The organism is Novipirellula artificiosorum (genome assembly GCF_007860135.1).
GTDB lineage: Bacteria > Planctomycetota > Planctomycetia > Pirellulales > Pirellulaceae > Novipirellula_A > Novipirellula_A artificiosorum.
Genome location: NZ_SJPV01000009.1, coordinates 141582 through 166561 on the forward strand (window position 1 = coordinate 141582; position 24980 = coordinate 166561).

A 24980-nucleotide genomic window follows, 5' to 3' on the forward strand; every position below is an offset into this window, starting at 1 on the left:
AGTGATTCAGATATGTCTTAAACAAATGTGTCTTAAAAAGGAATATTGGGGTCGTCGTAGCCAGGACCGTTTCCGGTCGGCTGCGCCTCGCGCGTTCCCGGGGGATCGCGATGTTCGGCGGGATGCTGCTCGCCCGAATCATAATGAACTTCCTGTGCAGCGGGGTTCGGCGTCGAACGTGTTCGCGTCGTCCCACCACCACCACTACTGCTGCCCACCCCTGGGCTTCCAAGCATCTGCATCCGTTCTCCGACGACGCGGAGCTTGCTTCGTTTTTGGCCGTCTGACTCCCATGTGTCGTACTTCAGTCGACCTTCCACCAAAAGTGGCGAGCCCTTGCTCAAATACTCGCTGGCAACTTCGGCCGTCCGCCCCCACAATGTGACATCGACAAAGGTCGTCTCCTCAACCCACTCGCCAGTGGTCGACGATTTACGGCGATCATTGACGGCTAAACCAATATCGGTAACCGCCATTCCACCCGGGGTGTAGCGTAATTCGATATCGCGAGTCAAATTGCCGACCAAGATGACTCGGTTATAACTTGCCATGGCTTCCTCCCGATCGAGTTTGCGAGAAGCAGTTCGTGAGATCTGAAACGAGTGACCGCCGACTACCGCGAGGCAACCGCGTCGTCTCTCGAGGCATCCGCCCCGTCCGAGTCATCGCCATCCTCCGCATCCTCCGAACCTTCGTCGCTCGAAGATGTCAAAGACGGGCTAAACGATTGCCCCCGAGCATTGGCCAACATCGGTTCGACCAATCGCGGATCCAATTTCAACGTCAACTCTCGGACCACCGGTTCGCACAAGGTAAAGGCGCGAGCCATTTTAACCAAGCTGTCACCTTCGGCTTCATAATACGTCAACCAATAGGTCCCCTTTTGATGCCCGTCGATGGGATAAGCAAGTTTCTGCTCCATCCAAACGCGATTCACCAAAACGGTACCCCCGTTTTCGGTCACGATCTGTTCCAATTGCTTGCTGACGCCGCCGGGATCGCGAGCGTAGTGATTGCTATCGAGGATGAATAGCGTTTCGTAAGTGTTTTTCGCCACGGTTCGTTCGTCTCTTTACGGTCTAAATCTCGATCACGAAGCAAGGTCGGGATTCGACCTCTCCGCTTCTGCCATAGTACGCTTTTAAAAATGCTTCGCTTCCATTCCAACGGGTCGAATCGGCACGACCGCTTCACTCACTCAGCCGGAGCATTGAATTTGGTCATCGCCGGTGTCACACCGAGAATCCCCCATTCGATTGCCGCATAAGCCGCTCGCGTGGTCGCCGCTTCGATCGTTTCCTTTTCATCCTTGTTGAACTTGCCCAACACGTAATCAACCGCTTGCCAACCTTCGGGCGGTCGATCAATCCCGATTCGCAGTCGCGGAAACGACTCGGTACCGAGATGCCGGACAATATCCGCCAACCCCTTCTGGCCTCCTGCGGACCCTGACGGCCGCAACCGCAGTCGCCCACAAGGAAGGTTCAAATCGTCGCAAATGACAACGATTTCTTCTGGTGCCAGCTTAAAAAAATCCACTGCCTTTCGCACACTTTGACCACTCGCGTTCATGTAGGTCCAAGGGCAGAGCATGGCGAACTTCTCACCGCCATGGTTCCCTTCGGCCCACTCCCCCTCAAAACGTTCTTTCGAGGGACTTGCCGAGATCAAAGCTGCAAATTTCGCAGCCGCCATGAAGCCAACGTTGTGTCGCGTTTGTTCGTACTTGCGACCGGGATTCCCCAAGCCAACGATCAACTTCATGACAATGATCAGTCTTCTTCTTCGCCTTCCTTCGGACCACCCTTGCTAATCACGTCGGGCTCCACTGCGACATCACCGATTTCTGTTTCGGGCTCTTCGCTGCGAACCTCTTCAACATGCACGACAGGCGAATCCGCCGGAGTCATCAACTCGACACCCTCGGGCAACACCAAATCGGCTGCCGTCAAGGTGTCTCCGATCGCCAACTCGGTGACGTCAATCCTGAGGTTCTCAGGAATCCCACCTGCCGAGCAACGAATATCCACATCGTGGCGATTCTCGATCAACACACCCCCTTCGCGGACCCCAACGGGCTCGCCATGGACCTGAATCATCACGGTCACTTCGACCTTTTCCGACAAATTGACTCGCATCAGGTCCATATGCAAAACATCAATCCCCAAGGGATCCCATTGCATATCGCACAGCATCGCCGTCTCTTTGACCGCCCCAGTTAGGGAAACGGTACGAGCACGATGGCGCAGCAGGGCCTTCACCTGGTCAAGAGAAACCGACAACGATTCCGTTTCTTGACCATGTCCGTACAAAACAGCGGGAACGCGTCCGCTCTGACGCAAACGCCGAGTGGCTCGCGAGCCCAATTGCTCTCGCTTCTCGACTTGCAATACGTCTGCCATGGCTGGACTAACCTTCCAGTCAAATTGTGATTCGGTAATAAATTATTTCGAAAGCGAACTTGATTCGCATTTCTGACGCCGAACGCCGGCGCGATTTTCTCGGTTGAATGCATCCGCCAAAAGTTTCCAGCAACCGACGAAAGCGGCGCAGAAAATGCCTAGACGGGGATTTCCCCCAAGGGAAGCGGGGTAGTATGGCGGATTCGTTTCTTCACGCAAGCCCAAACAAGCACCGTTTTCCTGCCATTTTTGGCCTCGAGCTAGGCCCATGCCCGCAATTTCGACTCGGGATCACTCACAGATCGCGGCGAACACCCGCCCCGCAGCCCTGCCGATCCACAGCGTAATCGGAATCGTCCCGCACGAGCGAAGCTGCTGGGACCACTTGGCTGGGTCATGCCCCGTCCCTCGAACCTTGATCACTTCGGGATAATAATCCCGATTCCGCAATTCCCGCCGCAGCTTCCGATGATCGCAGCCTCCTGCCCAAATCACCCGGCCCACAACCGCCATCACATCTTCGCTCAACCTCCCTACCTCCGATGCTTCACAGGTCAAGAAGCCTGCGGGGCCGCCGAGCAGCGACAAGGCATGGACCTTCGCGAACGCGTCGGTCAAACCGGCTGCCCGGACCGATGCATCGGGATCCACCAAAACCGCTCCCGGCCCGCTGGCTTCGTGGCTTCGATCGTTCGCACCCTGCTGACGCTGATGGGCCGATAGCGAAAACGTTCGAAAGCTACCGTCCGCTCGAACCGAGACGGCCGAGCGTGTTCCCTCGACCTGCCCCGACCTCTCCACCGCCTCGCCGACCAAGACCACCTGCTCTCGCACACGTCCCGACAACGAGATCCAACACCGGTGCGTTGCATCCGACATGGCCACCGGGACCTCTGCCGCGGGAGCCAATTTGATGATCGCCGATACCGCTGGACGGGCCACTTGAAGGACCTGATCCAATCCAGGCTGATAGTCTTCCGGTCGCGTGGTTCTTTTCCCACCGCTGCGTCGATCCGGATCGATGTGCACTCCGACGCCAGAAGGCAACGGTACCTCGGTGGCATCACCACATCGGACTTCCGCTTTCCCGAGGGGCCCGCGAGAGGCCATCTCCTGCAAGTTCGCTTCGGCAAACGTCGCCATCACGGGATCCAAGTCGATCGCGACCACGTCAGCACGGCTGGCCAATTGCATGGCATCCCCTCCGATGCCGCAACACAGGTCGTAAACCCTTTGCTGGCCGATCCAAGCAGATTTGATCTTCGCCACTTGCCACGCAGTGGCTTGTTGCAGCGACTTCTCCGTGACCCACCAAACGCCATCGCCAAATTTCTGGCAAGCCTTTTTCTGTAGCGACGCGACGCTCAACAATTCGTTCACTCGGTCTTGCCCAAATTGCTTGCGCAACCGTTTCACCTCGGCCGGCGTCGGCGAGGCCCCCGCCCCCAACGACGACGCCAGCTCAGCAATGATGGCTCGATAGGTTTCGATCGATGCGGACATCTGCCCCTTTCGTGCTGCGGAGACGCCTGCGAACCGGTCGCAATCAGCGTCCTTGAAGCACCGATTAAAACGATCCTGCGTTTTCTCCGCAATGCTCAAGGGTGCCGACTTCAATGAAACTCGCGGATGCACGAAAGTCGATAGCTAAAGATGGACCCCTCCCCCCAATACCACGGTCGTGTCATGTCTCTGCTAACTCCGCTTCGAAACGCAGCGATTGTTGTCGTCCTTGTGGGCGGACCGTACGCTGCTTCGGAAACCGAGTTTGGCCGTGATGCGATCACGAAAATCAAGCAATCGTTTGCATCGAGTGACGGATCCGATGGGCTAACATTAGCCAGCACTTCGTCTGGTACCCTGCATTCGCATTACGAGCTCGAACAACTGCGCCGTGCCGATCCGGATCGCTACCGCTACGACGGCGCAACCGCGCGACGACTCGGGGCACTTCCCTCGAACGAGGAAGAGGAACCCCAACTTGTCGGCAGCACCGTGCAAGACATCCGCGAAGTGCTCCGTTTTGACATCTCTCCGGACTGGGTCTTGCAGCGATTCTCGCGAGTCAGCACCGTGCTTGCCGATCTACACATGGAAGGCCTGAGAGTCCCAATTGTGACGGGCACTCGAGCGGACGATTTGGCGGGTACCCTAACGTACTACTTTGACCCCAACGGCAAAGTCCAGCGAGTCTCGATTCATGGATTCACCGGTGACCCGAATCGAATCGCCGGCATCATGATCGGCTATTACGGACTCAAACGCGAACCCTCGCTTGAAGCCGGCGTCTTCACCCGTCGTTGGAACGGAACGCCGGTGCAATTCATGCGATTAACGCACGCACCGGTTGTCTACAGCGATGCGGTCCATCAAAAATTCACCGTTTTTGTCGAGCTGAACGAACCCAGTTTGGCATACGGCATCAGCCCAGAGGCTCAGCGCATCGTCCAATCCGACCGCCACAGTGGACGCTGGTAAGCCGCAGCTCGATCCGATGCACGAATCCACCTCTCAGCGGTCGAGCGAAAGCTCAGGCTACACCGCGTTGCGGTCCGACTTATCGTCGTTGCCGTCTTCCATTTCTTGAATGTAGCGACGCAGCCGCTCCAGTTCGTCTTCGGTCCCCTTCAGCTTCAGCATGTTTTCGACACGCTTCAGCAATTCGATCTTGTTGACCGGCTTGCTTAAAAAGTCATCGGTCCCCGCGGCGACGGCGCGCTCGATATCACCAAGCTCATTGAGCGCAGTGACCATCAAGACCATGACCCGACGGGTTGCCGGATCCTTTTTGATCTTCTCGCAAACCTCGAAACCACTCAATTTCGGCATCATCACATCGAGCAACACCAAGTCGGGTTGGAAGGAAGCGACCTTGTCCAACGTGTCTTGGCCATCAACCGAAGTTTCAAAGTCACAATCGACCTTTGCCAAATACGCTTCGAGCAACTCGCGGTTGGCGACATTGTCATCAGCAATCAGAATGCGGTGCATGATCATCTTTCCAAAGGGGAAATGCGGGGACTAATTGCAACGTTCGGCAGGTACAGGGAAGCTTTTACAAAGCTCGCAGATCTCGCTGCGGATCGTTTGGTGCAGTGCCGAATCATCGGGATGGGAAAGCCCCTGATGAATCCAACCGCCCACGCGTTTCATTTCCTCGGTCCCCATGCCACGCGTGGTCAAAGCGGGCGTTCCAATACGAATGCCCGACGGATCCATCGGCTTTCGTTCGTCAAACGGGATCATGTTCATATTGACCGTGATACCGCACTGGTCGAGCACCGCCTCGGCCTTCTTGCCACCCAACCCGAGTGCCGTTACATCGACCAACATCAAGTGGTTGTCGGTCCCACCACTGACCAGTGGCAAGCCGGCCGCGAGCAAGGTATCGGCCAGCGTCTTCGCGTTCTCGACCACGGCTTTGCCGTACGCTTTGAACTCGGGCGTCATCGCCTCGGCAAAGCAGACCGCCTTGCCCGCGATCACGTGCATCAGCGGACCACCCTGTGTGCCTGGAAAAACATTGCGATTGACGAGTTTTAGATTTTCTTCCTTACACAGCACCAAACCACTCCGCGGCCCGCGAAGCGTTTTATGCGTCGTGGTGGTCACGTAATCGGCATAGGGAACAGGGCTATTGTGCTGCCCCGACGCGACCAAACCGGCGTAGTGAGCCATATCGACCATCAATTTGGCCCCTACGTCGTTGGCAATTTCAGCGAATCGATCGTGCGGTATTTCACGAGGGTAAGCGCTTGCACCAGCAACGATCAACTTCGGCTTCTTTTCCCTTGCCAACTTCGCAATCTGATCGAAATCAAGCCGATGGTTCTTGGGGTCCACCCCGTAAGAGTGGAAATGGTACAACCGGCCGCTGATGTTCAGCTTCATGCCGTGAGTCAAGTGGCCCCCTTGGGCCAAATCCAACCCTAAGACCGAGTCACCGACTTCCAGACACGACAAATACACGGCCGTGTTCGCCTGCGAACCACTATGCGGCTGGACATTCGCCGCTTCGGCGCCGAACAGCTTCTTCGCTCGTTCGATCGCCAACGTCTCGATGACGTCGACATGCTCGCAACCACCATAGTAACGGCGGCCTGGGTAACCTTCGGCATACTTGTTGGTCAACACACTGCCAGCCGCCTGCATGATCGCGGGACTGGTGTAGTTCTCACTGGCAATCATCTCCAGCCCCTCCCGCTGGCGAGTTGCTTCGGCTTCGATGGCGGTCCAGATATCCGGATCCTGCTGCTGCAGAAAATTCATTGGCTTCTTTATCGGTTTCGGAGTGCAAAAGGAATTGGACGCCAGGCTTTCGAACCGGACCACAGCATCGAGGCCGGAACGGTGAGCCGAAGCGGTACGGAGTAGCGGGCTGCGACCGACGGGCATTGTCGACGGGAATGGGAAACCCGTCAATGTCGCCAACTCGGGTTTCGTGAGTCCGGCTTATTCTGGCCCCACCAATTCATCCTCCGTCGATTCGGCTTCGCCCGAATTGAGCTCGCCCGAATTGAGCTCGCCCGAATCCGGTTCCTTGCCCATGGTTTGGTCATAGGTTCCGTAGGTCCACGTCAACGTTGCAGGCGGGACCAACATCACGGACCCGATCCCTTTGTCGGCATACTCTCCATTGACCTTGTAGGTCCAACCTTCGCTGGCTTTCGTTTCTACGCCATCCATGCTGCTGACAAAGGCCGTCACACCCGAACCATTGACCGTCACCGGAACCTCATCGATTGACTGCATCACGGATTCGACCGTGCTGCCGGGCAACACCCCTTGAACCACGATTTCCTTGCTGGAGTGCGGGGTCTGGATGATCACGGTGACGGCGGCGGCGTCCGCCGTCACCTCCAATGGGGGTCGTTCGGTAGCCGATCGGCCACAACCCGATAGAGAGAGCGTGACAGACAAGGCCAACAGCGAGTGAGTCATTGAGGTGTTCATGCAAACCATGATAGCGACCCAGGCAACACGGTTCCAGGTTACCCGCGGCGGGAACAGGGCTCAGCCAGCGTCGGTCACGCTACCTTTCGCCGACGACGAAGGAACCATCCTGCCGCGAACAATCCGACCAAGGGCCCCCCGACCATCACGCCCGCTTGCAGCCAAGCACTCGACAACACGATTTTATTCACCAGCGAATCATGCTCCCCGGGTGTTTTGGGAATTTGCCCGGTGTACTCAGCAACGTGATGCAGCAAACTCACCGCCAACGATGCTTTGGGAATCTCTTTGTGACAAGCGATGCAGGTGCCTTCGCGACGGATCCGATTCAACTCCACCTGATTGAACGCTCGCGACAACTGAAAATGATGGCCGACCGTCGCCACTTGCTTTCCTTTCTCGTCCACGATCTGCGACCAATCGTGATCCAGATTTTCAATAGCCAACATTTGCGGCTGTGTCTTGTTCGGTAGAATCTCGCCATCGATCGTTTCCAGATCGACGTTGTGCTGCTCGTTCCACGGTCGCGTTGAGGTGATCCCCAACCCCAGCGCCTTGTCCGAGGCGTGGCATGACTCACAGGACCGCGCATTCTTGGTGGTCGTATGGGGCTGCGTCGGGCTCATGTCGATCGACAACTGGCCATCGGCCCCCGCACCTTCGCTGTCCGCTTCGGTTTTATAAATATGGTTTAGCAGCAGCGGCTTGCCATCCTGCCCAATCACCGTCACGGACACCTGACAGCCGGGGGCAAGAGGCGTGACCCGACCTTCGCCATTGATTCCCAGCATCGGTTCTTCCCAGCGTTCATAGCTGCGTTGCTCGCTGACCTTACCAGGGATCACGGTGTCGTAGCCGCTTTCACCGCGGTCGTTTCGCAACGCGTCCTGTTGGTGTGAGCGGCCGGCTGCGACCCAATCAAATCCCGACTTCGACTCTTCACACTCGGGACACTTGTCCGCTTGCGAAAAGTCAATTTTCACATGGCATCCATAACACTGCGGTGTCCAACTGGTATGGCAACTGTAACATTCCATTCGCTCCAAGTGCGATGCAACACTTTGCATCGCGACGCGCCCACGCTGGCTGATCTGGTCCTCTTCGAGCAATTTCTTCAACGGTTTCATCCGTATATCCGCACCCGCGGCGGTATAGACGACCACGTCGTCTCCGTCGCGAACGACATTCTCGTAGGGATTGCCACGAGCCGTGAGCAGGTAGCCATCAAGCTTGGCAAAATCCGTTCCTTGACGTGTGTGCGGGAGCGGATCGTCCGTCACGCCACGCATTGCACCCGAGGCAGGCGATTCGTCGAACTCGTCCATGAACCCTAGCGGTAATTCCCAAGGGTACTTGTCGGGCGTCCCGTGGCAATCGGAGCATTCGATCTGTACCGCAGCAAGGTTTGCAGCAGCCAAGAAACCATCGCCGTGCACGTCGAGTGACGTATGGCAATCTTGGCACGTCATCCCCTTCTGGTAGTGCACATCCTGGTCCATCGCGATGTAGTGCTTTGTATGCAGCTTCGGTTGATCGCCGCCATCGGCGGCATAAGGTGACGTGAACGGCGTTTCCATCAAACCCTGAAACGAAACACCAATTCGCTTGCCACGGTCGTGACACGTCGTGCAGGTCTCGACAGGAATGCCGCTGTAGGTTTTGTCGTGGACCGTCACCTTGGCCTCGCGAGTCCCTTGGATCGAATGCACCAACGCGTGGCCAGGTTGGTCGCTGGGAATCGATGGATCCGCCCCTTCATAGAACCCCTCATTGCCGTAGGGAATGTGGCAGGAAGAGCATCCCATCCCACGATAGTCGCCTCGCGTTTGGCGACCTTTCACCGCGTGGTGACAACGCTGGCATTCCTGCCGGATGTAGGTGAACGCCGACAGCGATGGATCCTCGTTAAGCCGATCAAGCTCACTCGCCTTCAAGGCTTCCGGAAGCGCCTCGTGACGATCGACAAACACATTGGGCTCTTTCCTCGAGAGCACCTGCATGTAGGCTCGATAGGCGTCGGTGCCAAGCCGTTGCGCCGGATCGTCCGGATTTTCAACAGCATAGTTCGCCCAAAGGTGCTGATAACTGGTCATCGATCCGAAGGCCCAACAAACGCCTTGGATCTTGCCAGCCTCGGTCATCATCAAACTATGCCATTGCACCCGGACTTGGTCCTGATGACATTGACCGCACGTTTCCGAATTGACCCAGGGGCTGCCCGGGTCAGGGAAAAAATCGTCACCCCCGTGAGCCTTTTCCTTATCCTTCGTCTCCGATGGATCGCCATGATGGCAAACAACGCATCCAGCCGGATCGTCCAATTCCTGACCAAGCGACATGATCTGGTTGAGCATTTCGGATCCGAATTCGCGAATCGGCTCGATTTCACCATGGCACGCCATGCACCCCGATTTGCTCGCCTCGGGAAAAAAGTCCACCAATCGACCACGGCCATCCGAATCGGCTCCTTGCAGCGACGAAACGTTCGTGTTTTCGTACAACAGATGAACCAAGAGGATCAGCAGTAACCAGCGCAAGGGGAAAAGACGACCAACGGAAGCGATAGGCATAAGATCTGCTTTTGGAGTCAGAGGAGCAGACCTACTCTACCACCCTCACGCTGCCAACGGTGAAGGATTGCTCAGGGGACAAATGTTTTTTCGCAAGGAAACGGAACGTTTCCAGACCCCCGACGGCCGAACCGGTCGGGCTGTGCCATAAACTCAGATTGTGACACTACGCCACACCCTGATTGGGGTATTATTGCGTCCACGTGGCTTGTTTATGCGACATGGGAACCCGCGATGTACGATATTCAACGTGTCGGACGAGGGCTGCCCCACCCAATTCGACGCAGAGACGGGTCTCGCGCTCGCGATTCACGTTTTGGACCTCGGGGGCACCGCGTGGTGAACCCCGTCGTACGGTAAGAACTCTTTTGCCTCTCGCCCAAACGACGCCCTCAAGCGATCAAGCGTCGCGAGTTCGACGATCGACGGCAACGCCAGCTCCGCCCGTCGCCGCCTTTGCAACGACCGCTTGATCAGCGGCTCGTCGTCCGCTCCGCTGAAGAAAATCGGTCCAGCGACGGCCACGTCTCGTTTCGCTCGGTCCAGGTGCGATGAGGAAGACGGCGCCCAGTCCGAAGAGCAGTCCTGCGGTTGCCGATCCAAGCGTGACGACGGTTCCCCCGGGGCCAATGGGATGGTCGGAAACCCGCGGTGGGCCCAATTCCGCGACCAAGTTGGTCGATAACGCCGCCGTGCGACTGGCGTGGGCCTCGGCCAGTGCCCGCTCGGCTTCTTCCAACAAGGTCGTGCGGTGTGCGACTTCGGCGTCGACCGTCGCATAGTCCATCCGGGCCGCGGCAAGCGCCTCGAGCCGCTTGCTGAGTTGTTCCTTCTTTTCGGTCAGCCGTGAAACTCTCGCTCGTTCCAGCCGCAGCACCGGCTGCATGGCTTGAACCACCGTCGTGGCCTCGTCTTGCATCCGACGGCGGATTTGTTGCTCAGCCGCGCGGGCATTTCTCACTGCCGGGTGGTTTTCAGTACGGCTGGCACTGAGTTGGCTACTCGCAATCTGAGCATCAATCAGTCCGTCCTTCAATCGAAGCAACGAGGGCTGAAGCGTCAGCAGGTCGCTGCCGCTGACCAAAAGATGATCGGGATTCTTTGATCCCGCCATCAGAAGTTCGTGGAGTGATTGAAGCTTTTCCAGTTCCAATTCGGCGACCTGTAAGTCCGAAACGGTCTGTTCCAATGTACGACGGTTGGTTCCATCGCCAGCAATCGCATCATTCAAATTCCGCAGTTCGCCCAAGTCGGTCGCAAATCGAACCTCGATTTCGCGCATCCGTGATGCGGCTTCCTGAAGATTCTGCCGAGCTTGATCGCGTGCGTAGGTCAATTCCGCGATCACGCTGTCGGCACGAACTTGGCGAATGGTTCGCAGGTGCCGCGTCAGGCTTTCGAACATGGACCGGCAGAACTCGACCGCGCGGGGTTGGCTACTGGCTTTGACTTGCAAGTAAACCACTTCCGTGTTGCCAAACTCGGATCCTTGTGCCGCCAGCAGATTGACGGCGTTGCTTGTGACCGAATCAATCACTTTGGTCGACGGCCAATGTGGGTCCTGTTGACCCGATTCGGGGCCAATCTTCCGCAGGGCTGCCGCAACAACCTCAGGGTTCTGCGTCATTTCCAGGATGGTTTCCTGAGCCGCTTTCAATTCGGATTGACTACTAAAGCGTCCCATCCGATCGATGCTGCTGGCCGCCTCGTTCCGTACGACCAAGGGCTGACGCGCCGAATAGACATCGCTGCTGAAAAGCGCGTAACTGACGCCAAAAAAGGCGAAAAGCAGGGAAGCCCCGCCCCACAGAGGAGCGAACACGACAAGTACGTTGCGGACATGTTTCCAAGGAATCGGCGCAGTCGACATGGCAAGGATTCAACCAAAGGGTTTAGGGACGATACCTTGAACCCTAGGTTGTATTTTGTGCAGCGATCGCGATTCCTGCGGCACCGAGCAGGGGACCCCTGCGAACCGCGCCGAGGTTAACGGTCCACGCGATTGTGCCGATTGTCGGGTAGCGGATCGCTACCTACATGATCCCGCCGTGTGTTCGAATCGGGGTCATATGGCTCGGCGAATCGAGGAACCAGAACCGTTCCCACTCGGCGACCATCGAGCGAAGGTCCTCAGAAGTGTACAAAAGCTGCTGCACCCGTCGCTCGGGGCGAGCAGAGTAAATGGGGACAAAGCATCCCACACTGGTGGTCATCGCTGCAGCCAACACGGTCAATTGCACGATTCGTCGCATCGATTTTCGCATCGAACGTTCCTCCATGAACGGTCATGGCCCTAAGTCAAAAAAGGTCAGGCCGGTGATTGATTTGCCGATCCTTAGCTCTCGCCCCACCGGCCGCTTGGGGCGTTGGGAGGCAAAGAATCCGTGTGATGGCTTGTGTCTGTTGGTCGTTTGGGCGGCAGTTCGCTGCCCTTGCTTACTTTCGACTCGCTCGTGTCGACCTGGTCGACTCCTCGTGAAGTGTCCGGTTCGGTTTCGTCTAAATCCCGAACCTTCGCTTCCATGTACTTCCCCGGCTTGAACGTGACGACATGCTTACTCGGAACCTCAACCTGCTGTCCAGTTCGAGGATTCCGGGCTTTGCGAGCCGCTCGCGGTTTGACTTCGAACACGCCGAAGTTCCGCAGTTCAATCCTTCTCTCTCGTACCAAGCTTTCCACGATCGCGTCAAATGTTTTTTGGACAATCAGCTTCGTCTGCTGTTGAGTCAGTCCAACCTCTTCCGAGATCGTTCGCACGATATCTTTTTTGGTCACTTCCGACTCCCCGCAAGCACCGCACCGAAGTGAGGCGATCGTTGTAAACCCTTTGCTACTTTAAACTTAAACGCTAAAGGAGTCTAAGCTGCAATTCCCGGGTCGTCAAGATCGTCCACACAAAACTCGATGAGATACCAACAAAGGCAATTCATCCACCATGCTTGATCGGCCATTAATACCGACATTCTTAAGCTAAACGGCATAATCCGCACAAAACCCTAAACATGAACCCTGATGGGGGGGGATGGTGGCACATTCCCCAAGTTGAGGGCTTCCATCGGACTCACGCGAGGAAAAGGGCAACCAACTCGCCGAATGCGGTATAATCCCATTCGCCTGCTTCCCTTTCTCGGCCACTATCCCCGCGAGCAACCATGAAACGCACGCTTTCCTTTTCCCACATCCGCCTGATGCTTCTTGCTGCTTTCACGGTTGCGGTCCTCTCACCGTCGATGCTCTATTCCCAATCCGGCGAGCCAGCCGACGAAAAGGCTCAAGTCGCGGATGCCGATACGGACACCGACGACGAAGCCAACGCCAAGGAGGAAGCCGAGCAGGAAGAGGAGCAGGAAGTCAAAACGTTGACCATTGGCTCCGTCGCTCCGCCGCTTGATATCGAAAATTGGATCCATGATGGCGACGGCCAATTCGCTCACGTGACCGACTTCAAACCGAACAAGGTTTACGTGGTCGAGTTTTGGGCGACATGGTGCCCCCCCTGCATTTCCGCAATGCCGCATGTCGTCGAAATGCAAAAGACCTATGCCAATCGCGGCGTCCAAATCATCAGCGTCAGCGATGAACCGACCAGCACGATCGACCGGTTCCTCAAGCGAGACGTGCCGGGGATGAAAGTGCCAAACGAAAACGACGAAGACGATGGGGAAGCAGAAGCAGACGATGACGAGGAGGACGAGGAAGGAGACGATGACGACGAGGAAGCGATGCGAGCGGTGACGTTCGACGAGTTGACCAGCAGCTATTGCCTCACCTCGGATCCGGATGGCTCGACATCAAACGATTACATGAGAGCCGCTGGCCGAAACGGGATTCCGTGTGCCTTCATCGTGGGCAAAGACAGCCATATCGATTGGATTGGTCACCCCATGTCGATGGAGGAGGTGTTGGAACAGGTGGTCAACGACAGTTGGGACCGCGATGCGTTTGGCAAAGAGTTCATCGAACAGCAAAAGGCGGATTTGGTTTCCCGCGATGTCGCGATGGCAATGCGCGCCGGCGACAACGACAAAGCACTCAGAATTGCCGACAAATTTTTGGCGACCAGCAGCGGCGGCTCTGCGGTCAATCAGATGCGAATGGCCAAGCTACAGATTCTCTCCAGCGATCCCTCCTACAGCGAACCGTTACAAGCGTTCGTTTCGAGTCTGCTCGATGATGAATCACTCAACGCCCAGACGGCCAACATGATCGGATGGACATTGTATCGCCAAGCTACCGAAAAGGGCTTTGACGATGCGACATTGCTGCGTCGGGCGCTCGAACGCAACCAAGATAATTTAAGAACCGCCGGGCCGACCAAACCGTACATCCTGGATACGGTCGCGCACCTGCAACATGCTTTGGGCGAAACCGAGGCGGCGATCGCCACGCAAAAAGAAGCCGTTGAGTTGGCCGATAGTCGCACGAAAGCGCGTTTGCAGCGGTTCCTGGACGAATTGACGGCCGAACCTGAAGACGACGCCGAAAAAGACGATGACAAATCCGACGAGTGAATTGCACCCGGCATGATCGGCGAGTGGTGTATTTCCTAGCCTCGCCGCTGAGCTTGACACACCACGAGCCCTGTCCACCCCGATACCACCGAACTCGACTTGAAAGAAATCTCAATGCGAAAAACCTCACCCCTCTACCTACTGCTGCTGGCCGCCTGTTACGTGACCTTTGCCAGCGGCTGCAACCAGCCCGCTCCCCCCGCGGCGCCTGCGGAAGAACACGACCATGACCACGAAGGACATGACCATGACGGGCACGATCATGATGATGAGGATCATGAGGGACATGACCACGAGGGGCATGATCATGATGCTGCGACGATCCCCGACAACTTTGATGAATCTGTCGCGGCGCTCGTCGTGATGCGAGACACGATTCGTGACGGATTGATCGCTGGGAATGAAGACGTTGCCCATGGACCGCTGCACGCTATCGCCGATTTACTGGAAGCGATCGAACAGCAGGCGAAGGATTCTTCCACGTTGACCGACGAGCAACAAGCGCAAGCCGCTAAGGCGGTCGATTCACTCTACGACCAATTCGGCGAGATTGACGCCCGACTTCACGATGAGGAAGCGGGTGATTTCGAAAAGAATGCCGAAGCCATCGAAGAGCAGATCCAAACGCTGATCCGTTTGACTGCGCAACCACAGGAGTAAGTCGGCGATGCGATGCTTCCTAGCGGCGGCCGGTTGTGCCATGGCCTCGGCGTGCTTGACCTTCCTCTCCGGCTGTGACCAAGAATCACGCCCGGACGAGGGTGCTGTGGATTCGCGGTATGTCTTGGCCAGCGAACCGGCCGATGCGAAGACGCCCACCGAATTGAAAGACACACTTGTAGACGCGGCCGACGTCGTGGTTGCAGGACGAATCGATGCGGGGGACTTAGAACCTTTCGAAGAGGGCAAAGCGACCTTTGTGTTGACCCAGCTCGCTGACGAAGAACATGCCCAAGGAGATCCCGACCACGCCAACAAGTGCCCTTTCTGCAAACGCGAGTTACTCAACGCGCCCAAAGTCGTTGTCGAGTTTCGCGACGATGACGGTATCGTGATCGCTCAAGACGCGCGGCAAATGCTCGGCATCCGCAAGGGAGATGCTGTCGTCGTCGTGGGCACTGCCGACTACCAAGAACCGATCAACATGATCCAAGTCAACGCAACGGGCGTCTTCCGTCGCAGCCCCGAAAATTGACGGTCGACGAGTGCGACAAACCGTAAGTTCCGTCCGGTCGCACGCTAGCCTATCGACACGGTATTGCTCGTACGGTAGGTGATGGATCCTAAAAGGATCGCAGAGGGTAGCCGTTGGTTAAGCGCAGCGATACCAACGGACAACGAGGCAAATTTCCCCTGCCGACCCTGTCAGGGTCGCAGCGATCCGTGATCTTCGACCCTTCCAGTGTCGGGCCTGATGGTTGTTCCGTGTACCCGCGCATGCACCGCTTCGATACACAAGGGTCCCGTGCGACGGGGAGATGAGCCGTCGGCTCACAAACAGGACCGAACGTATGGCTTCTCGCACTTACGTCTTGCCGCTCCCCCAGGCAATTCAGAAATCTAACGGCATGGCCTCAAAGTTGAGCGAGTGACACCCAACGCCGCAAAGGCGAGTTGAGGAGCGGCGGACAAAAAGCACTTCTTTTTTGACGCGTCGCGAGCATCGAAATCGCTCTTTGAGTCGAGGGTTCTTTTTGCCGAGGCCCCATGTCGCCCGACCCTGGATGCTGGAGATCGCTATGCGCCGCTGCGTGATTGGCCTGTTTCGGAAATGTCTGTGGATAGCCACGGCATGCATCGCCCTCGTCTACATGGTCCAGAACCTTCTCACTTCCCGCTCGGACGACTCTCGACATGGGCGTGAGGGGCGTCGCTCACCGTCGTCGCGCCGTGAATCCGACGAGGGACGAGCGGAAAAGCAGAACCGGGATCAGGATCGGAAGGAAAAGCAGGATCGCGAACGGGAAGACCGAGACAAGGAGGAGGACCACGATCAGGATGAAGACAGAGAAAAAGGGAAAGAAGGCGACAAGAAGGAGAGGGACGATGACAAGAAGGATCGCGATGAAGAGGACGAAGAAGATGAAGACGGTGGCGGCGGCGGCGGTGGTGGTGGAGGAACGAACACAAGCGTGACTGACGGACGGGAGCACGCTTTGCGGACTCTCCAACATCAATCACGTTGGTTCACTGGGGCCAATCGGGCAAGTCAAATTTTTTGAGCGTGTTCGCGGTGTGTTCGGCATAGTGTCGATCCATCTGTTTGAGGAGGGCTCGCAAAACCCATCGACTTCCAGGCGGCTTCGCGTCCAAGTCGAGCCCTTCAAGCAGATAGGCGAAGCGGCGTGTGAATGCACTGACTCGCTGCATTTGCCGAGCTTCTTCGGCCCCGTTCCATGTGGGATGCGCCGCCAGATAATCGGAAGGCATCTGCTTCGGATTAAAATCCATCACGGCGATGGCGGGTTGCTGAGCATGATAGATTTGCGAAAAGAACAAGAGTTGACGGCCCATCATGTGTTCGGCATTCCATCGCGGCGTATGAGTTCCATTGCTCGGCTTGAAATTCAACTGCTCAATCGATAGTTTTCCAAACACTTCCTGCGACTGCTCGCACGATGCTTCCATGGTGATAAACAGAGCTTCAAGTCCCTCGGGCATCGCCCAAGGTTTGCTTGGCATCACCACCCACGACGTAGGGGGCGTCGGATCGAGTTCCGTAGCCGAGATCGCAAACGTGTTGTGTTGGATGTGGATCACCTCGCCCACTCGCTCTTGATTCAAGATTGGGTCGCCGGCATCGAGGCAGACAACACGAGGTTGAGCGTGCTTGATCTGGCCCAATATCGCTGACGAATCCTTCGTTGGAACGCCGACGCTACGGACCCACAACAAATCAAGTTGACTGGCGAGCATTTCGTCATCGCGAAGTGGGGTGTCGACTCCTGCGGTCGAAATCATGATCTGCACGCCGTCGACCATCACAATCCAAGCCAACGTCTTACCAGCGCGTTGAATCGACTTGACTCGCACGGCGTCAGGCGAGGGAGGAAAACGGTCGGCGACGGGCACCCAAGAAACCAGCGAGTCATTCGGCTTCCGAAACAACCAATGATCGATCGCTTGGCTGGCAGACATGACAATCGTCTGATCGGGCGATCGTGCAAATCGCTGCTTCGCCACCGACTCAGCCGTAGGGCCGAAGACCACCAGCAAATTCCATTGTGTTTCAATCGCAACCACACCGTCACCCCAATTGCGAACAGCGATCGGATCGCCCTCGCGAGCGTCCACATCGGAGGGGACCAAAGCAATCAAGAACAGGCAAACAGAACACAAAACGTAACGAGTCGCGAAACAAGGCATCATCAGGTCCCTAGAAGAAGTGTGGGCGAGTCGTCGCGTCCTACCACTTGCAGATCGCATCAATGTAGTCGGAACTTCCGTCGCGTTTCCATGGATCGAGTTGAGCCTGCGACTTGAGCTGCTGTCCTCGACGAAGCGGCACGACCCAAAACCGACAGCCTATCTCGGGCAGTGAGGTCATATCTCCCCAGAGCTTTTCAAATTGAGCCACCGGGAAGACATCTTCTTGAGCGTTGCCCCAACGCTTTTTGACGTCTTTCAAAGTGATATACGTCGGTAATCGCAGCGCCATCTTACGAACCGCTTGATCCACTTTTGATTGCACCGCAAGGTCGGCACGTGTCAACCCAAACGAGTCCAGTAGCCCATCGATCTCAATCCACGTCGTCATCGAGTTGTAAAACGGCAATTCAAACTCGACTTGTTCGTTGGGCATTGCCAAGCCTTCTACCAAACGCGGTCGACCATTGACCAAGGCCAATCCGCCGCCACGGTCTTCGAGACGGCGCGTGATGACTTCAAAGCCAAGCGTCGTGCCCGAGTCCATATGCCGACCGAGCACGCCGGGATCGACATTGGCGCCAAGTGTATCGATGTTGTGAAGCATCAGATGCTGCAATTGGCTCTGCCTGTCGAGCATTTTCCCGAGCACGCCACTACGTAGCATGTTGGGAATCTCGTACCAATGACCAACCGGATGGATACACTGACTCGGCACGTTGTCGGTATAATCCATGGCTTCACCGGACGACTTGGCCCATCCAATCAACGCCGCCCGAAGACTCTCTCGCACCTTCTGCTGCTGCTCGTCAAGGATCTGTTGAGAGGTTTCCTCCCACAAAAATCGCAAGTCGCGAACGGTAGGGACCATTCGCAATCCGACGCTTTTTCCTGTCGACACCATCACGTTATCACCAAATCCGAACGACTCGTGACGATCTAAGTATTCGCGAATCGGCCCGTCGGTAAGATGACTGGTCGTAAAAACATGCGGGATCGAGCCACCATGTTTGGCAGTCATCGCACGATTCTTAGCCAGATGAACTTCCAAGAAACTGCGATGACGTCCAGCAAAACGGCTAAAAGGGTGGAGTGCCTTACACACGCCCGCTCCTTCGGTCCAGCGACTACCGACACCCGCTGCCAAGCTTACCACCGCGACGCGTCCCTCGTTGATGGCTTGGCGGCCCAGATCCACGTACTTCTTCTCGATTCCTTCCCGCAAATCTGTCACATGTTCTGGATGCACGTTTTCGATCGTCGTGTTGACTGGCAACCGATTTTGGGCTAACCCAATCCGGCCGCTCAGCAAGTCGGAACGAATCTGCTCGTGCTCGACCCGGTCAAACCCAATCTCCGCCAAGACCTTTTGTAACGACCGATGCTCCTGTCCCTCCGCGGTTACCGATGGCAACACGCTGCGAAGCAACAAGCCAGCTGTGTTACGGCCCGACGGTGAATCGCTAACCCGTTGGCTAATCCGTTGCAGTTCATTTCGCGTACTCAGCGTCAACTCGCGTATCGGTGTTCGCAGCAAAGCCGGCAACACCAGCGCGTAGTACCGATCAGGCAACATTGCTTCCTCACCCGACAACAACTCGGCATCGGTTCCTTTGTCATTGATCGAAAAATCATAGACCACGGGGTCCATCGCAAAGGGCAATGACGTCGCCAAAGACTGTTTCGTCTCCACCATCGCTTGACCAAGCCACTGTTGCGCTTCGGGCTTGATGGCGGGATCAAAAATGAAGCCCATGCCACCGCCGGCCATCCCTCCGAGCATCCAAAATCCCCAAAACTGTTCGCCGTACCGGTCTCGGCACTGTTCGATCAGCAAATCGGTGAAACGATTGGTCGCCCAGGGGATAATGGTTTGCAGTGGCCCTTCAAAATTCCGCGTGGTCACGTCACCCACGTGTCGGATGTCGCCTGCTTGAAGCGACGCAACGACTTCATCCAAGATCGCCATCGCTTCTTTGCGTCCCTGCCATTCCTTCTCACTACGTAGAAGGTAATGTTCCGTCACCATTTCCAAAATCGGTCCGACGTTTTGAGCCATGCCGCCGTGAACAAGCACGAGGCTATCTTGGATCTTTTGACGCGTCGCATCGCTAATCGTTTCATGATCCAAGACATGATGAACCGGCATCAAGCGACCACGACTGATACCGTATTCCGGATCACCGGACTCGGCCGCGGTACCACAAATCAATTTGATGCCGGGCCACACGCCACCCGAATCCTGCCACCCGCCGCCGCTGCCACCAATCCACTCTCCGAGAATGGCACGCGCCGCGACAAGCCGACGATCCCGTTCTTCTAGTGTCCCCGTTAACGTTTTCACTTGCCCCGTGGCCCGCATCAGGATCGAAATCAACGATCCGAGCAGATTGGTGGACACCGCCAACCGCGACCCTTTCGGAATATCGTTGACCTTGCTGACCACCTCCAAACCGCGACCGGGGCCGAGCATCACACCGAGCAGATCGGCGATCGATTCACGGCAACCTTCTAGCCCCGGAGGGACGATACCGGATGCGATCAGTGCAGCCTTCAACAACCCGAGGTAGTCTCGCGCGAAGTCGAAGGTTTCCGAGATCGAACCAATACTGGTCGTCGCCCCAAGATCGACGCTCGCCAAACGAATCACAGGCTCATCGATGACACGCAAGTAAGTTTCGATCGGCGGCTTGGTTTCGGAATCACGACCGCGGACACCAAGGTCGACCGACACATTGAGAACGCGCGCACCTTCAGGAAAATCCATCCCCAGAAAAAAAATGTCGCTCCAAGCGCTGTGCGAAAAATCCATTCGTACAGCCGTCGTTTCCTTCAGCAAGGGTGTGGTGTGGGTCGTCGGGTCGATTTCAAGAAGCTCGGGGCGAATCCTCAAGGGATGATCGGCGGGATGACCGACGCGAAACATCCATTGATTGCCTCGAACCGTACGGACGCTACGGCGAACCTGGTCGGCGAGCGTCTGAAACCCCAGTTGATGGTAGGCGTTGGCGAGTGCACTCGACAATGCGTCATTGGGTCCCTGCTGCTGCTGAGTTGCCAGAAAACAATCGATCGCCTCTTTAAACCGCCGCGACAACAAATGCTCATAGCCCTCGTAGGGAATTTCGCCCAACTGAGTGATTGGCAACCGGTTTGGTAAATGATACCGATAAATCGCGGACAGAAAGAACAACGCCCGCACGCGTCGATACAGGTTGCTCTCGTTCCGCCGGAACGCATCCAATTGAGCGATGTCGCCCAACAAGGCTTCCAACGTCGCGTCACGACAACAGGAATCGAGTGATTGGTTTCGTATCGAATCGTCATCGGAGGTTATGATTTGGATAAGCCGGTTCACTTCGCCCGTTCCTCCTCAGTCCGGCTGGCAAGCAGGTCCACAAGTTCCGTCAGAATCTGGTCGCGATCTTTGCCTGAAAGACCGATCGCCAATTGTGCATTGAGCAGCCCATAGGTCAGCCCTAAGTTGTACCGTGAGCCATGCACTTTATAGGCCAAATAACGTTGCCGAGACGAAAGGATCGCGAGTGCGTCGGATAACGTCGCTTTCGGCCGTCCGCCTTCAGCGAGCAACTGCTCAATCGCAGCCATCACCTGACTGGTCAGCACATGCATGCCGAAGAACCCAAGGTAATGCCCCGATCGCAGCCCAGGCGTCACCAATTCTTGCTCTGCAAAGGTCGGCGTTGGTTTCTCGACAACGCGTTCGACTTCGTAAACGTCGCTACGACGAGGAATGAGTGGGCCGCTGACGATTCCAAAATAGGGCAGCTTGTTTTCACGAGTCGACTGGACCGCAGAGACCGAACACTCAAATTCGTTAGCGACTTGGATCAATTGCCTTGCACAAGGCACCGCTGCGGAAGTCAAATACAAATGGTCGCCGACCAGGTGCAAGAAGGGATCATCGCCGACAAAGGACTTCGCCTGATGAATGGCATCTGCATAACCGTTGGGCTCAGACTGTTCCACAAACACGATGCTGCCAAGGTGCGTCCCCGCGGCCTGTTCGTAGGCATCCTGATCGCCAGGTCGAATCACCACACAGATCTCCTCAACGCCTGCAGCGGTGGTTTCCTCCACGACAAGTTGCAGCGCCGTTTTCACCTCACCCTTGCGATCGACCAACTGCTGCAGCGGTAAGGTGTTTTGATTCGGGGCGGCCGCAGTGATGACGGCTTTTTGGACCTGCATGGTGTTGGAACACTCCTAGTGAAAACTCAATCATCGACAGGAAACAATCACCCGGAACTCGCTGCCGAAGCGAGACACCGGTCCGCTTCGTGCTAAGGGGTCAAAAACACCTGCAAGGCACGGCACCCATGGGCTCCGAGCACAAGCGATTGTTCGATATCCGCGGTCTTGCTCGGACCCGCTACGAAAACGCCAAATCGCGAGATGGGTGTGCCAAGTCTGGCGTACCCTTCGTGCATATGGTGCACCATTTCTCGCCGCGAAAGCACAATCGCAAGATACTGTGCAATAAACAGCAGCACGCGATGAGGTAGCGTCGAGCCATCAATCCAGATCGCACCGTTTTCGGCAACACCGAATTCGCCTTTCGCAATCGTCCAGTCGACCGCGGCAAGGTCGTGCGGGTCATGGATCTTGGAAAGATCAAAACTGCCTTTGACGGCTTCGGGAACCAACGACACGACCCGCTGGGCATTCGAAAACACCTCAATCTGATTCAAAATCTCGGTGACTTGGTCAGGCTGATCCACCAAATGGACCTCACCACCCACGCTCTGCAACATCTCTGTGAATTTCGCGAGTGGCTCCTCGAACGAAGTCAGTTTGGAAGCATCGACCGTGGGAAGGCCAGCGGAGCGAACCGGACGCAGAGTCAAGCGATCCAAAATGGCTTGTCGACCGGTTGTGTCAGCCGCTTGAGAGGTGAGTTGTGGCGTCATGGGTCTCATTTTCGGTTCTTGGCATACCAGTGGCGGAAACTCTCTTTGGGCGGCTCGGGCAACTCGCGAGCGATCGTCCAGGTGTTCAACCGATGATGCGTTGCCCAATGTGGCAGCACCTTTAACGACGCTCGACCGACCCAACCGGCAAACGAAAACAGCCGTGCACTGCGAAACAATAATGATGCCATCTTCATACTGATTCGCTTGTCGTAGGAAAGCAGCTTCAGGTTGCCGATCTCTTTTCGCCACGCCAACAATTGATGATGCAATGGAATCTTGACCGGACAAACATCCGTACAAGACCCGCACAAACTGCATGCGAAAGGCAGACTTTTGTGTTTTGATGAATCACGAGTCGGCGACAAGACGGAACCGATCGGGCCAGGAATGGTCGCCCGATAGCTATGCCCACCACTGCGTCGATAGACTGGGCACGTGTTCATGCAGGCACCGCAACGGATACAATGAAGGGCATCACGAAATGCGTCGCTCTGACGCAATCGACTGCGTCCGTTGTCGACAAGCACGATATGCAGTTCGCTGTGGCTGTCTCTCGGACCATGGAAATGGGACGTGTACGTCGTAATCGGCTGGCCAGTGGCCGAGCGGGCAAGCAGTCGCAGGAAGACTGCAAGATCTTCGAAACGGGGAACCAATTTTTCGATCCCCATGCAGGCAATGTGGACATTTGGCAACGAAGCCCCTAAGTCTGCATTGCCCTCATTGGTGCAAACCACAAATCCCCCGGTTTCCGCGATCGCAAAATTGACTCCCGTGATACCAACCTCACCAGCCAAAAACTTGTCGCGCAAATGCCCTCGCGCCGCTTCCGTCAAATACTTTGGATCGGCCGCTCCCTCGTCCGTTCCCAAATGCTCGTGAAACGTCTCACCAACCTCCTCTTTCTTCAAATGGATCGCTGGCAAGACGATGTGACTCGGCGTTTCATGTCGCAATTGAACAATGCGTTCGCCAAGGTCCGTGTCGACGACGTCGATGCCATTGGCCTCGAGAAAAGGATTCAAACCACATTCCTCGGTAAGCATTGATTTGCTTTTGACGATTCGGTGGGTGTCATGATCACGAAGGATCTTTAAGACAATTCGATTGTGCTCCTCGGCATCCGCAGCCCAATGAACGACGGCTCCCAGAGCAGTTGCGTTGCGTTCGAATTCCGTCAAGTAATCGCCAAGATTCGCGATCGTCGCCGTTTTGATCTGCGACGCCAACGACCGCAAATATTCCCATTCGGGAACCGACGATGCTTGCTTGTCCCGTTTGCTACGAACGAACCAGAGCGCCTTGTCATGCCACGGCGCACGATCGGGGTTGGTGACAAAGGGGCGAGCGGCCGCGGGATGGTCAACAATTGGAAGCATGTTCATGGTTTCGTCCGACCTCTACTTCGCATTGGTTTTCTTGAGTTTTCGGCCAGCCAGAACCTGAGCAACATGCATCACCTCAATCGGGGATTTTTCACGGCGAATCAAACCTTGCAGATGCATCAAACAGCTCATATCGGCCGATACAATCACCTCGCTGCCCGATCCGACATGATCGGCGACGCGGTCGCGCCCCATAGCGGCGGACACGTCTGCCTCATTGACCGCAAACGTCCCACCAAAACCACAGCATTCATCCGGTCGACTCAAGTCACACCACTCAACGTCTTTGACAAGATTCATCAACTGACGCACCTTGTTGTCGCGCACCGTCATGTTCTCGCTCGAGGGACCAAGCCGCAGTTCGCGCAGTCCGTGACAACTCTGGTGCAGCGAAACCCGGTGCGGGAAACAAACGTCCTGTCCTTCGATTTTCAGTTCCTGGATCTGCAATTCGTCATACAAGAATTCGCACAGATCGAAGGTGCGCTGCTTGACATGCAGGAACGCATCGTCATCCTCGGCAAAATAGTCATCGTAATGGTTGCGAACCATCGACGTGCACGAACCGGACGGACAAACGATCGAATCAAACGGGGCAAAAATGTCGACAAAACGGCGTGCCACGGGGGCACAATCCGCGGTACAACCGGTGTTGGCCATCGGTTGACCACAACACGTTTGCTCGGGCGGAAAGACAACGTCCACTCCGAGACGCTCGAGAAGTTCGAGCGTTGCGATCGCCACTTCGGGGTAGAATTGGTCGAGGTAACAGGGAACAAAAAGTGCAACAGTCATTCGCATCTCGTCGCGGAAAATGCCTCACCGACGGGCCGAGTTGCCACGGTCGGGCAGTCAGTA

General features: G+C 56.3%; 23 protein-coding genes. 4 read left to right on the forward strand and 19 right to left on the reverse strand.

Features of this window, described 5'->3' with window-relative positions:
- Window positions 1-32 precede the first annotated feature (32 nt).
- The 5 genes from ssb to Poly41_RS22580 form a co-directional block, all read right to left on the reverse strand.
- Window positions 33-551, reverse strand: coding sequence for a single-stranded DNA-binding protein (gene ssb, locus Poly41_RS22560; RefSeq protein WP_146529153.1), 519 nt, complete (start codon window positions 549-551; stop codon window positions 33-35).
- 62 nt (window positions 552-613) lie between these two features.
- Window positions 614-1057 (reverse strand): 30S ribosomal protein S6, encoded by a 444-nt coding sequence (rpsF, locus tag Poly41_RS22565; protein ID WP_146529155.1) that lies wholly within the window; start codon window positions 1055-1057, stop codon window positions 614-616.
- A 137-nt stretch (window positions 1058-1194) separates the two neighbouring features.
- Window positions 1195-1764: an aminoacyl-tRNA hydrolase gene (gene pth / locus Poly41_RS22570; RefSeq protein ID WP_146529157.1), complete on the reverse strand. Its 570-nt coding sequence runs from the start codon at window positions 1762-1764 to the stop codon at window positions 1195-1197.
- Between the two features lie 8 nt (window positions 1765-1772).
- Entirely contained in the window at window positions 1773-2402 is a 630-nt protein-coding gene (locus Poly41_RS22575) for a 50S ribosomal protein L25 (protein WP_146529159.1), read from the reverse strand.
- A 291-nt stretch (window positions 2403-2693) separates the two neighbouring features.
- The gene (locus tag Poly41_RS22580) at window positions 2694-3905 is read right to left on the reverse strand and encodes a methyltransferase domain-containing protein (RefSeq protein WP_146529161.1); all 1212 of its coding nucleotides are present in this window, start codon (window positions 3903-3905) and stop codon (window positions 2694-2696) included.
- 150 nt (window positions 3906-4055) lie between these two features.
- Here Poly41_RS22580 and Poly41_RS22585 point away from each other — a divergent pair, with 150 nt between their 5' ends.
- Window positions 4056-4880 (forward strand): DUF6690 family protein, encoded by an 825-nt coding sequence (locus Poly41_RS22585; RefSeq protein ID WP_231615861.1) that lies wholly within the window; start codon window positions 4056-4058, stop codon window positions 4878-4880.
- A gap of 57 nt (window positions 4881-4937) precedes the next feature.
- Here Poly41_RS22585 and Poly41_RS22590 read toward each other — a convergent pair whose 3' ends face one another.
- From Poly41_RS22590 to Poly41_RS22620, 7 genes are all read right to left on the reverse strand, one after another.
- Window positions 4938-5393: a response regulator gene (locus Poly41_RS22590; protein WP_146529163.1), complete on the reverse strand. Its 456-nt coding sequence runs from the start codon at window positions 5391-5393 to the stop codon at window positions 4938-4940.
- 30 nt (window positions 5394-5423) lie between these two features.
- On the reverse strand, window positions 5424-6671 hold the full coding sequence (locus tag Poly41_RS22595; RefSeq protein ID WP_146529165.1) for a serine hydroxymethyltransferase: 1248 nt from the start codon (window positions 6669-6671) through the stop codon (window positions 5424-5426).
- A 183-nt stretch (window positions 6672-6854) separates the two neighbouring features.
- Window positions 6855-7343 (reverse strand): DUF4430 domain-containing protein, encoded by a 489-nt coding sequence (locus Poly41_RS22600; RefSeq protein WP_197231525.1) that lies wholly within the window; start codon window positions 7341-7343, stop codon window positions 6855-6857.
- A gap of 86 nt (window positions 7344-7429) precedes the next feature.
- The gene (locus tag Poly41_RS22605; protein ID WP_197231526.1) at window positions 7430-9925 is read right to left on the reverse strand and encodes a multiheme c-type cytochrome; all 2496 of its coding nucleotides are present in this window, start codon (window positions 9923-9925) and stop codon (window positions 7430-7432) included.
- Window positions 9926-10325: 400 nt separating this feature from the next.
- Window positions 10326-11795 carry a GumC domain-containing protein gene (locus tag Poly41_RS22610; protein WP_197231527.1) on the reverse strand — a complete coding sequence of 490 codons (1470 nt, stop codon included), beginning with the start codon at window positions 11793-11795 and terminating at the stop codon, window positions 10326-10328.
- A 163-nt stretch (window positions 11796-11958) separates the two neighbouring features.
- Window positions 11959-12189 carry a hypothetical protein gene (locus tag Poly41_RS22615; RefSeq protein ID WP_231615862.1) on the reverse strand — a complete coding sequence of 77 codons (231 nt, stop codon included), beginning with the start codon at window positions 12187-12189 and terminating at the stop codon, window positions 11959-11961.
- 71 nt (window positions 12190-12260) lie between these two features.
- A complete protein-coding gene (locus tag Poly41_RS22620; RefSeq protein ID WP_146529169.1) occupies window positions 12261-12701 on the reverse strand; it encodes an HU family DNA-binding protein in 441 nt (146 codons plus the stop codon).
- A gap of 377 nt (window positions 12702-13078) precedes the next feature.
- On the opposite strand from Poly41_RS22620, the gene Poly41_RS22625 reads away from it, so the two are divergent.
- The 3 genes from Poly41_RS22625 to Poly41_RS22635 all read left to right on the forward strand — a co-directional run bounded on the left by Poly41_RS22625 (window position 13079) and on the right by Poly41_RS22635 (window position 15632).
- Window positions 13079-14437 carry a TlpA disulfide reductase family protein gene (locus Poly41_RS22625; protein ID WP_146529171.1) on the forward strand — a complete coding sequence of 453 codons (1359 nt, stop codon included), beginning with the start codon at window positions 13079-13081 and terminating at the stop codon, window positions 14435-14437.
- 114 nt (window positions 14438-14551) lie between these two features.
- Window positions 14552-15097: a hypothetical protein gene (locus Poly41_RS34255; RefSeq protein ID WP_197231528.1), complete on the forward strand. Its 546-nt coding sequence runs from the start codon at window positions 14552-14554 to the stop codon at window positions 15095-15097.
- Window positions 15098-15104: 7 nt separating this feature from the next.
- Entirely contained in the window at window positions 15105-15632 is a 528-nt protein-coding gene (locus Poly41_RS22635; RefSeq protein ID WP_146529173.1) for a hypothetical protein, read from the forward strand.
- Window positions 15633-16311: 679 nt separating this feature from the next.
- On the opposite strand, the gene Poly41_RS22640 is transcribed toward Poly41_RS22635, so the two are convergent.
- The 7 genes from Poly41_RS22640 to Poly41_RS22670 all read right to left on the reverse strand — a co-directional run bounded on the left by Poly41_RS22640 (window position 16312) and on the right by Poly41_RS22670 (window position 24917).
- Window positions 16312-16611 (reverse strand): hypothetical protein, encoded by a 300-nt coding sequence (locus Poly41_RS22640; protein WP_146529175.1) that lies wholly within the window; start codon window positions 16609-16611, stop codon window positions 16312-16314.
- A gap of 13 nt (window positions 16612-16624) precedes the next feature.
- Window positions 16625-17806, reverse strand: a complete 1182-nt coding sequence (locus Poly41_RS22645; RefSeq protein ID WP_146529177.1) for a DinB family protein — start codon at window positions 17804-17806, stop codon at window positions 16625-16627.
- A 37-nt stretch (window positions 17807-17843) separates the two neighbouring features.
- Window positions 17844-21161, reverse strand: coding sequence for a UTP--glucose-1-phosphate uridylyltransferase (locus Poly41_RS22650; RefSeq protein WP_146529179.1), 3318 nt, complete (start codon window positions 21159-21161; stop codon window positions 17844-17846).
- Window positions 21158-22015, reverse strand: a complete 858-nt coding sequence (locus Poly41_RS22655; protein ID WP_146529181.1) for a sugar phosphate nucleotidyltransferase — start codon at window positions 22013-22015, stop codon at window positions 21158-21160. Before Poly41_RS22655 ends, Poly41_RS22650 begins: the two co-directional genes overlap by 4 nt.
- A gap of 92 nt (window positions 22016-22107) precedes the next feature.
- Window positions 22108-22734, reverse strand: a complete 627-nt coding sequence (locus tag Poly41_RS22660; RefSeq protein WP_146529183.1) for a LutC/YkgG family protein — start codon at window positions 22732-22734, stop codon at window positions 22108-22110.
- Window positions 22735-22739: 5 nt separating this feature from the next.
- Window positions 22740-24122, reverse strand: coding sequence for a lactate utilization protein B (locus tag Poly41_RS22665; protein WP_146529185.1), 1383 nt, complete (start codon window positions 24120-24122; stop codon window positions 22740-22742).
- A 15-nt stretch (window positions 24123-24137) separates the two neighbouring features.
- Entirely contained in the window at window positions 24138-24917 is a 780-nt protein-coding gene (locus tag Poly41_RS22670; RefSeq protein WP_146529187.1) for a (Fe-S)-binding protein, read from the reverse strand.
- Window positions 24918-24980 lie beyond the last annotated feature (63 nt).

What these genes read in the sequence shown, in the direction of transcription:
- ssb (WP_146529153.1), bottom strand. Translation starts at nt 551, where the DNA reads ATGGCAAGTTATAACCGAGTCATCTTGGTCGGCAATTTGACTCGCGAT.
- pth (WP_146529157.1), bottom strand. Translation starts at nt 1,764, where the DNA reads ATGAAGTTGATCGTTGGCTTGGGGAATCCCGGTCGCAAGTACGAACAA.
- Poly41_RS22575 (WP_146529159.1), bottom strand. Translation starts at nt 2,402, where the DNA reads ATGGCAGACGTATTGCAAGTCGAGAAGCGAGAGCAATTGGGCTCGCGA.
- Poly41_RS22580 (WP_146529161.1), bottom strand. Translation starts at nt 3,905, where the DNA reads ATGTCCGCATCGATCGAAACCTATCGAGCCATCATTGCTGAGCTGGCG.
- Poly41_RS22585 (WP_231615861.1), top strand. Translation starts at nt 4,056, where the DNA reads ATGGACCCCTCCCCCCAATACCACGGTCGTGTCATGTCTCTGCTAACT.
- Poly41_RS22590 (WP_146529163.1), bottom strand. Translation starts at nt 5,393, where the DNA reads ATGCACCGCATTCTGATTGCTGATGACAATGTCGCCAACCGCGAGTTG.
- Poly41_RS22595 (WP_146529165.1), bottom strand. Translation starts at nt 6,671, where the DNA reads ATGAATTTTCTGCAGCAGCAGGATCCGGATATCTGGACCGCCATCGAA.
- Poly41_RS22600 (WP_197231525.1), bottom strand. Translation starts at nt 7,343, where the DNA reads ATGACTCACTCGCTGTTGGCCTTGTCTGTCACGCTCTCTCTATCGGGT.
- Poly41_RS22605 (WP_197231526.1), bottom strand. Translation starts at nt 9,925, where the DNA reads ATGCCTATCGCTTCCGTTGGTCGTCTTTTCCCCTTGCGCTGGTTACTG.
- Poly41_RS22610 (WP_197231527.1), bottom strand. Translation starts at nt 11,795, where the DNA reads ATGTCGACTGCGCCGATTCCTTGGAAACATGTCCGCAACGTACTTGTC.
- Poly41_RS22615 (WP_231615862.1), bottom strand. Translation starts at nt 12,189, where the DNA reads ATGCGAAAATCGATGCGACGAATCGTGCAATTGACCGTGTTGGCTGCA.
- Poly41_RS22625 (WP_146529171.1), top strand. Translation starts at nt 13,079, where the DNA reads ATGAAACGCACGCTTTCCTTTTCCCACATCCGCCTGATGCTTCTTGCT.
- Poly41_RS34255 (WP_197231528.1), top strand. Translation starts at nt 14,552, where the DNA reads ATGCGAAAAACCTCACCCCTCTACCTACTGCTGCTGGCCGCCTGTTAC.
- Poly41_RS22635 (WP_146529173.1), top strand. Translation starts at nt 15,105, where the DNA reads ATGCGATGCTTCCTAGCGGCGGCCGGTTGTGCCATGGCCTCGGCGTGC.
- Poly41_RS22640 (WP_146529175.1), bottom strand. Translation starts at nt 16,611, where the DNA reads ATGTTGGAGAGTCCGCAAAGCGTGCTCCCGTCCGTCAGTCACGCTTGT.
- Poly41_RS22645 (WP_146529177.1), bottom strand. Translation starts at nt 17,806, where the DNA reads ATGATGCCTTGTTTCGCGACTCGTTACGTTTTGTGTTCTGTTTGCCTG.
- Poly41_RS22655 (WP_146529181.1), bottom strand. Translation starts at nt 22,015, where the DNA reads ATGCAGGTCCAAAAAGCCGTCATCACTGCGGCCGCCCCGAATCAAAAC.
- Poly41_RS22660 (WP_146529183.1), bottom strand. Translation starts at nt 22,734, where the DNA reads ATGACGCCACAACTCACCTCTCAAGCGGCTGACACAACCGGTCGACAA.
- Poly41_RS22665 (WP_146529185.1), bottom strand. Translation starts at nt 24,122, where the DNA reads ATGAACATGCTTCCAATTGTTGACCATCCCGCGGCCGCTCGCCCCTTT.
- Poly41_RS22670 (WP_146529187.1), bottom strand. Translation starts at nt 24,917, where the DNA reads ATGACTGTTGCACTTTTTGTTCCCTGTTACCTCGACCAATTCTACCCC.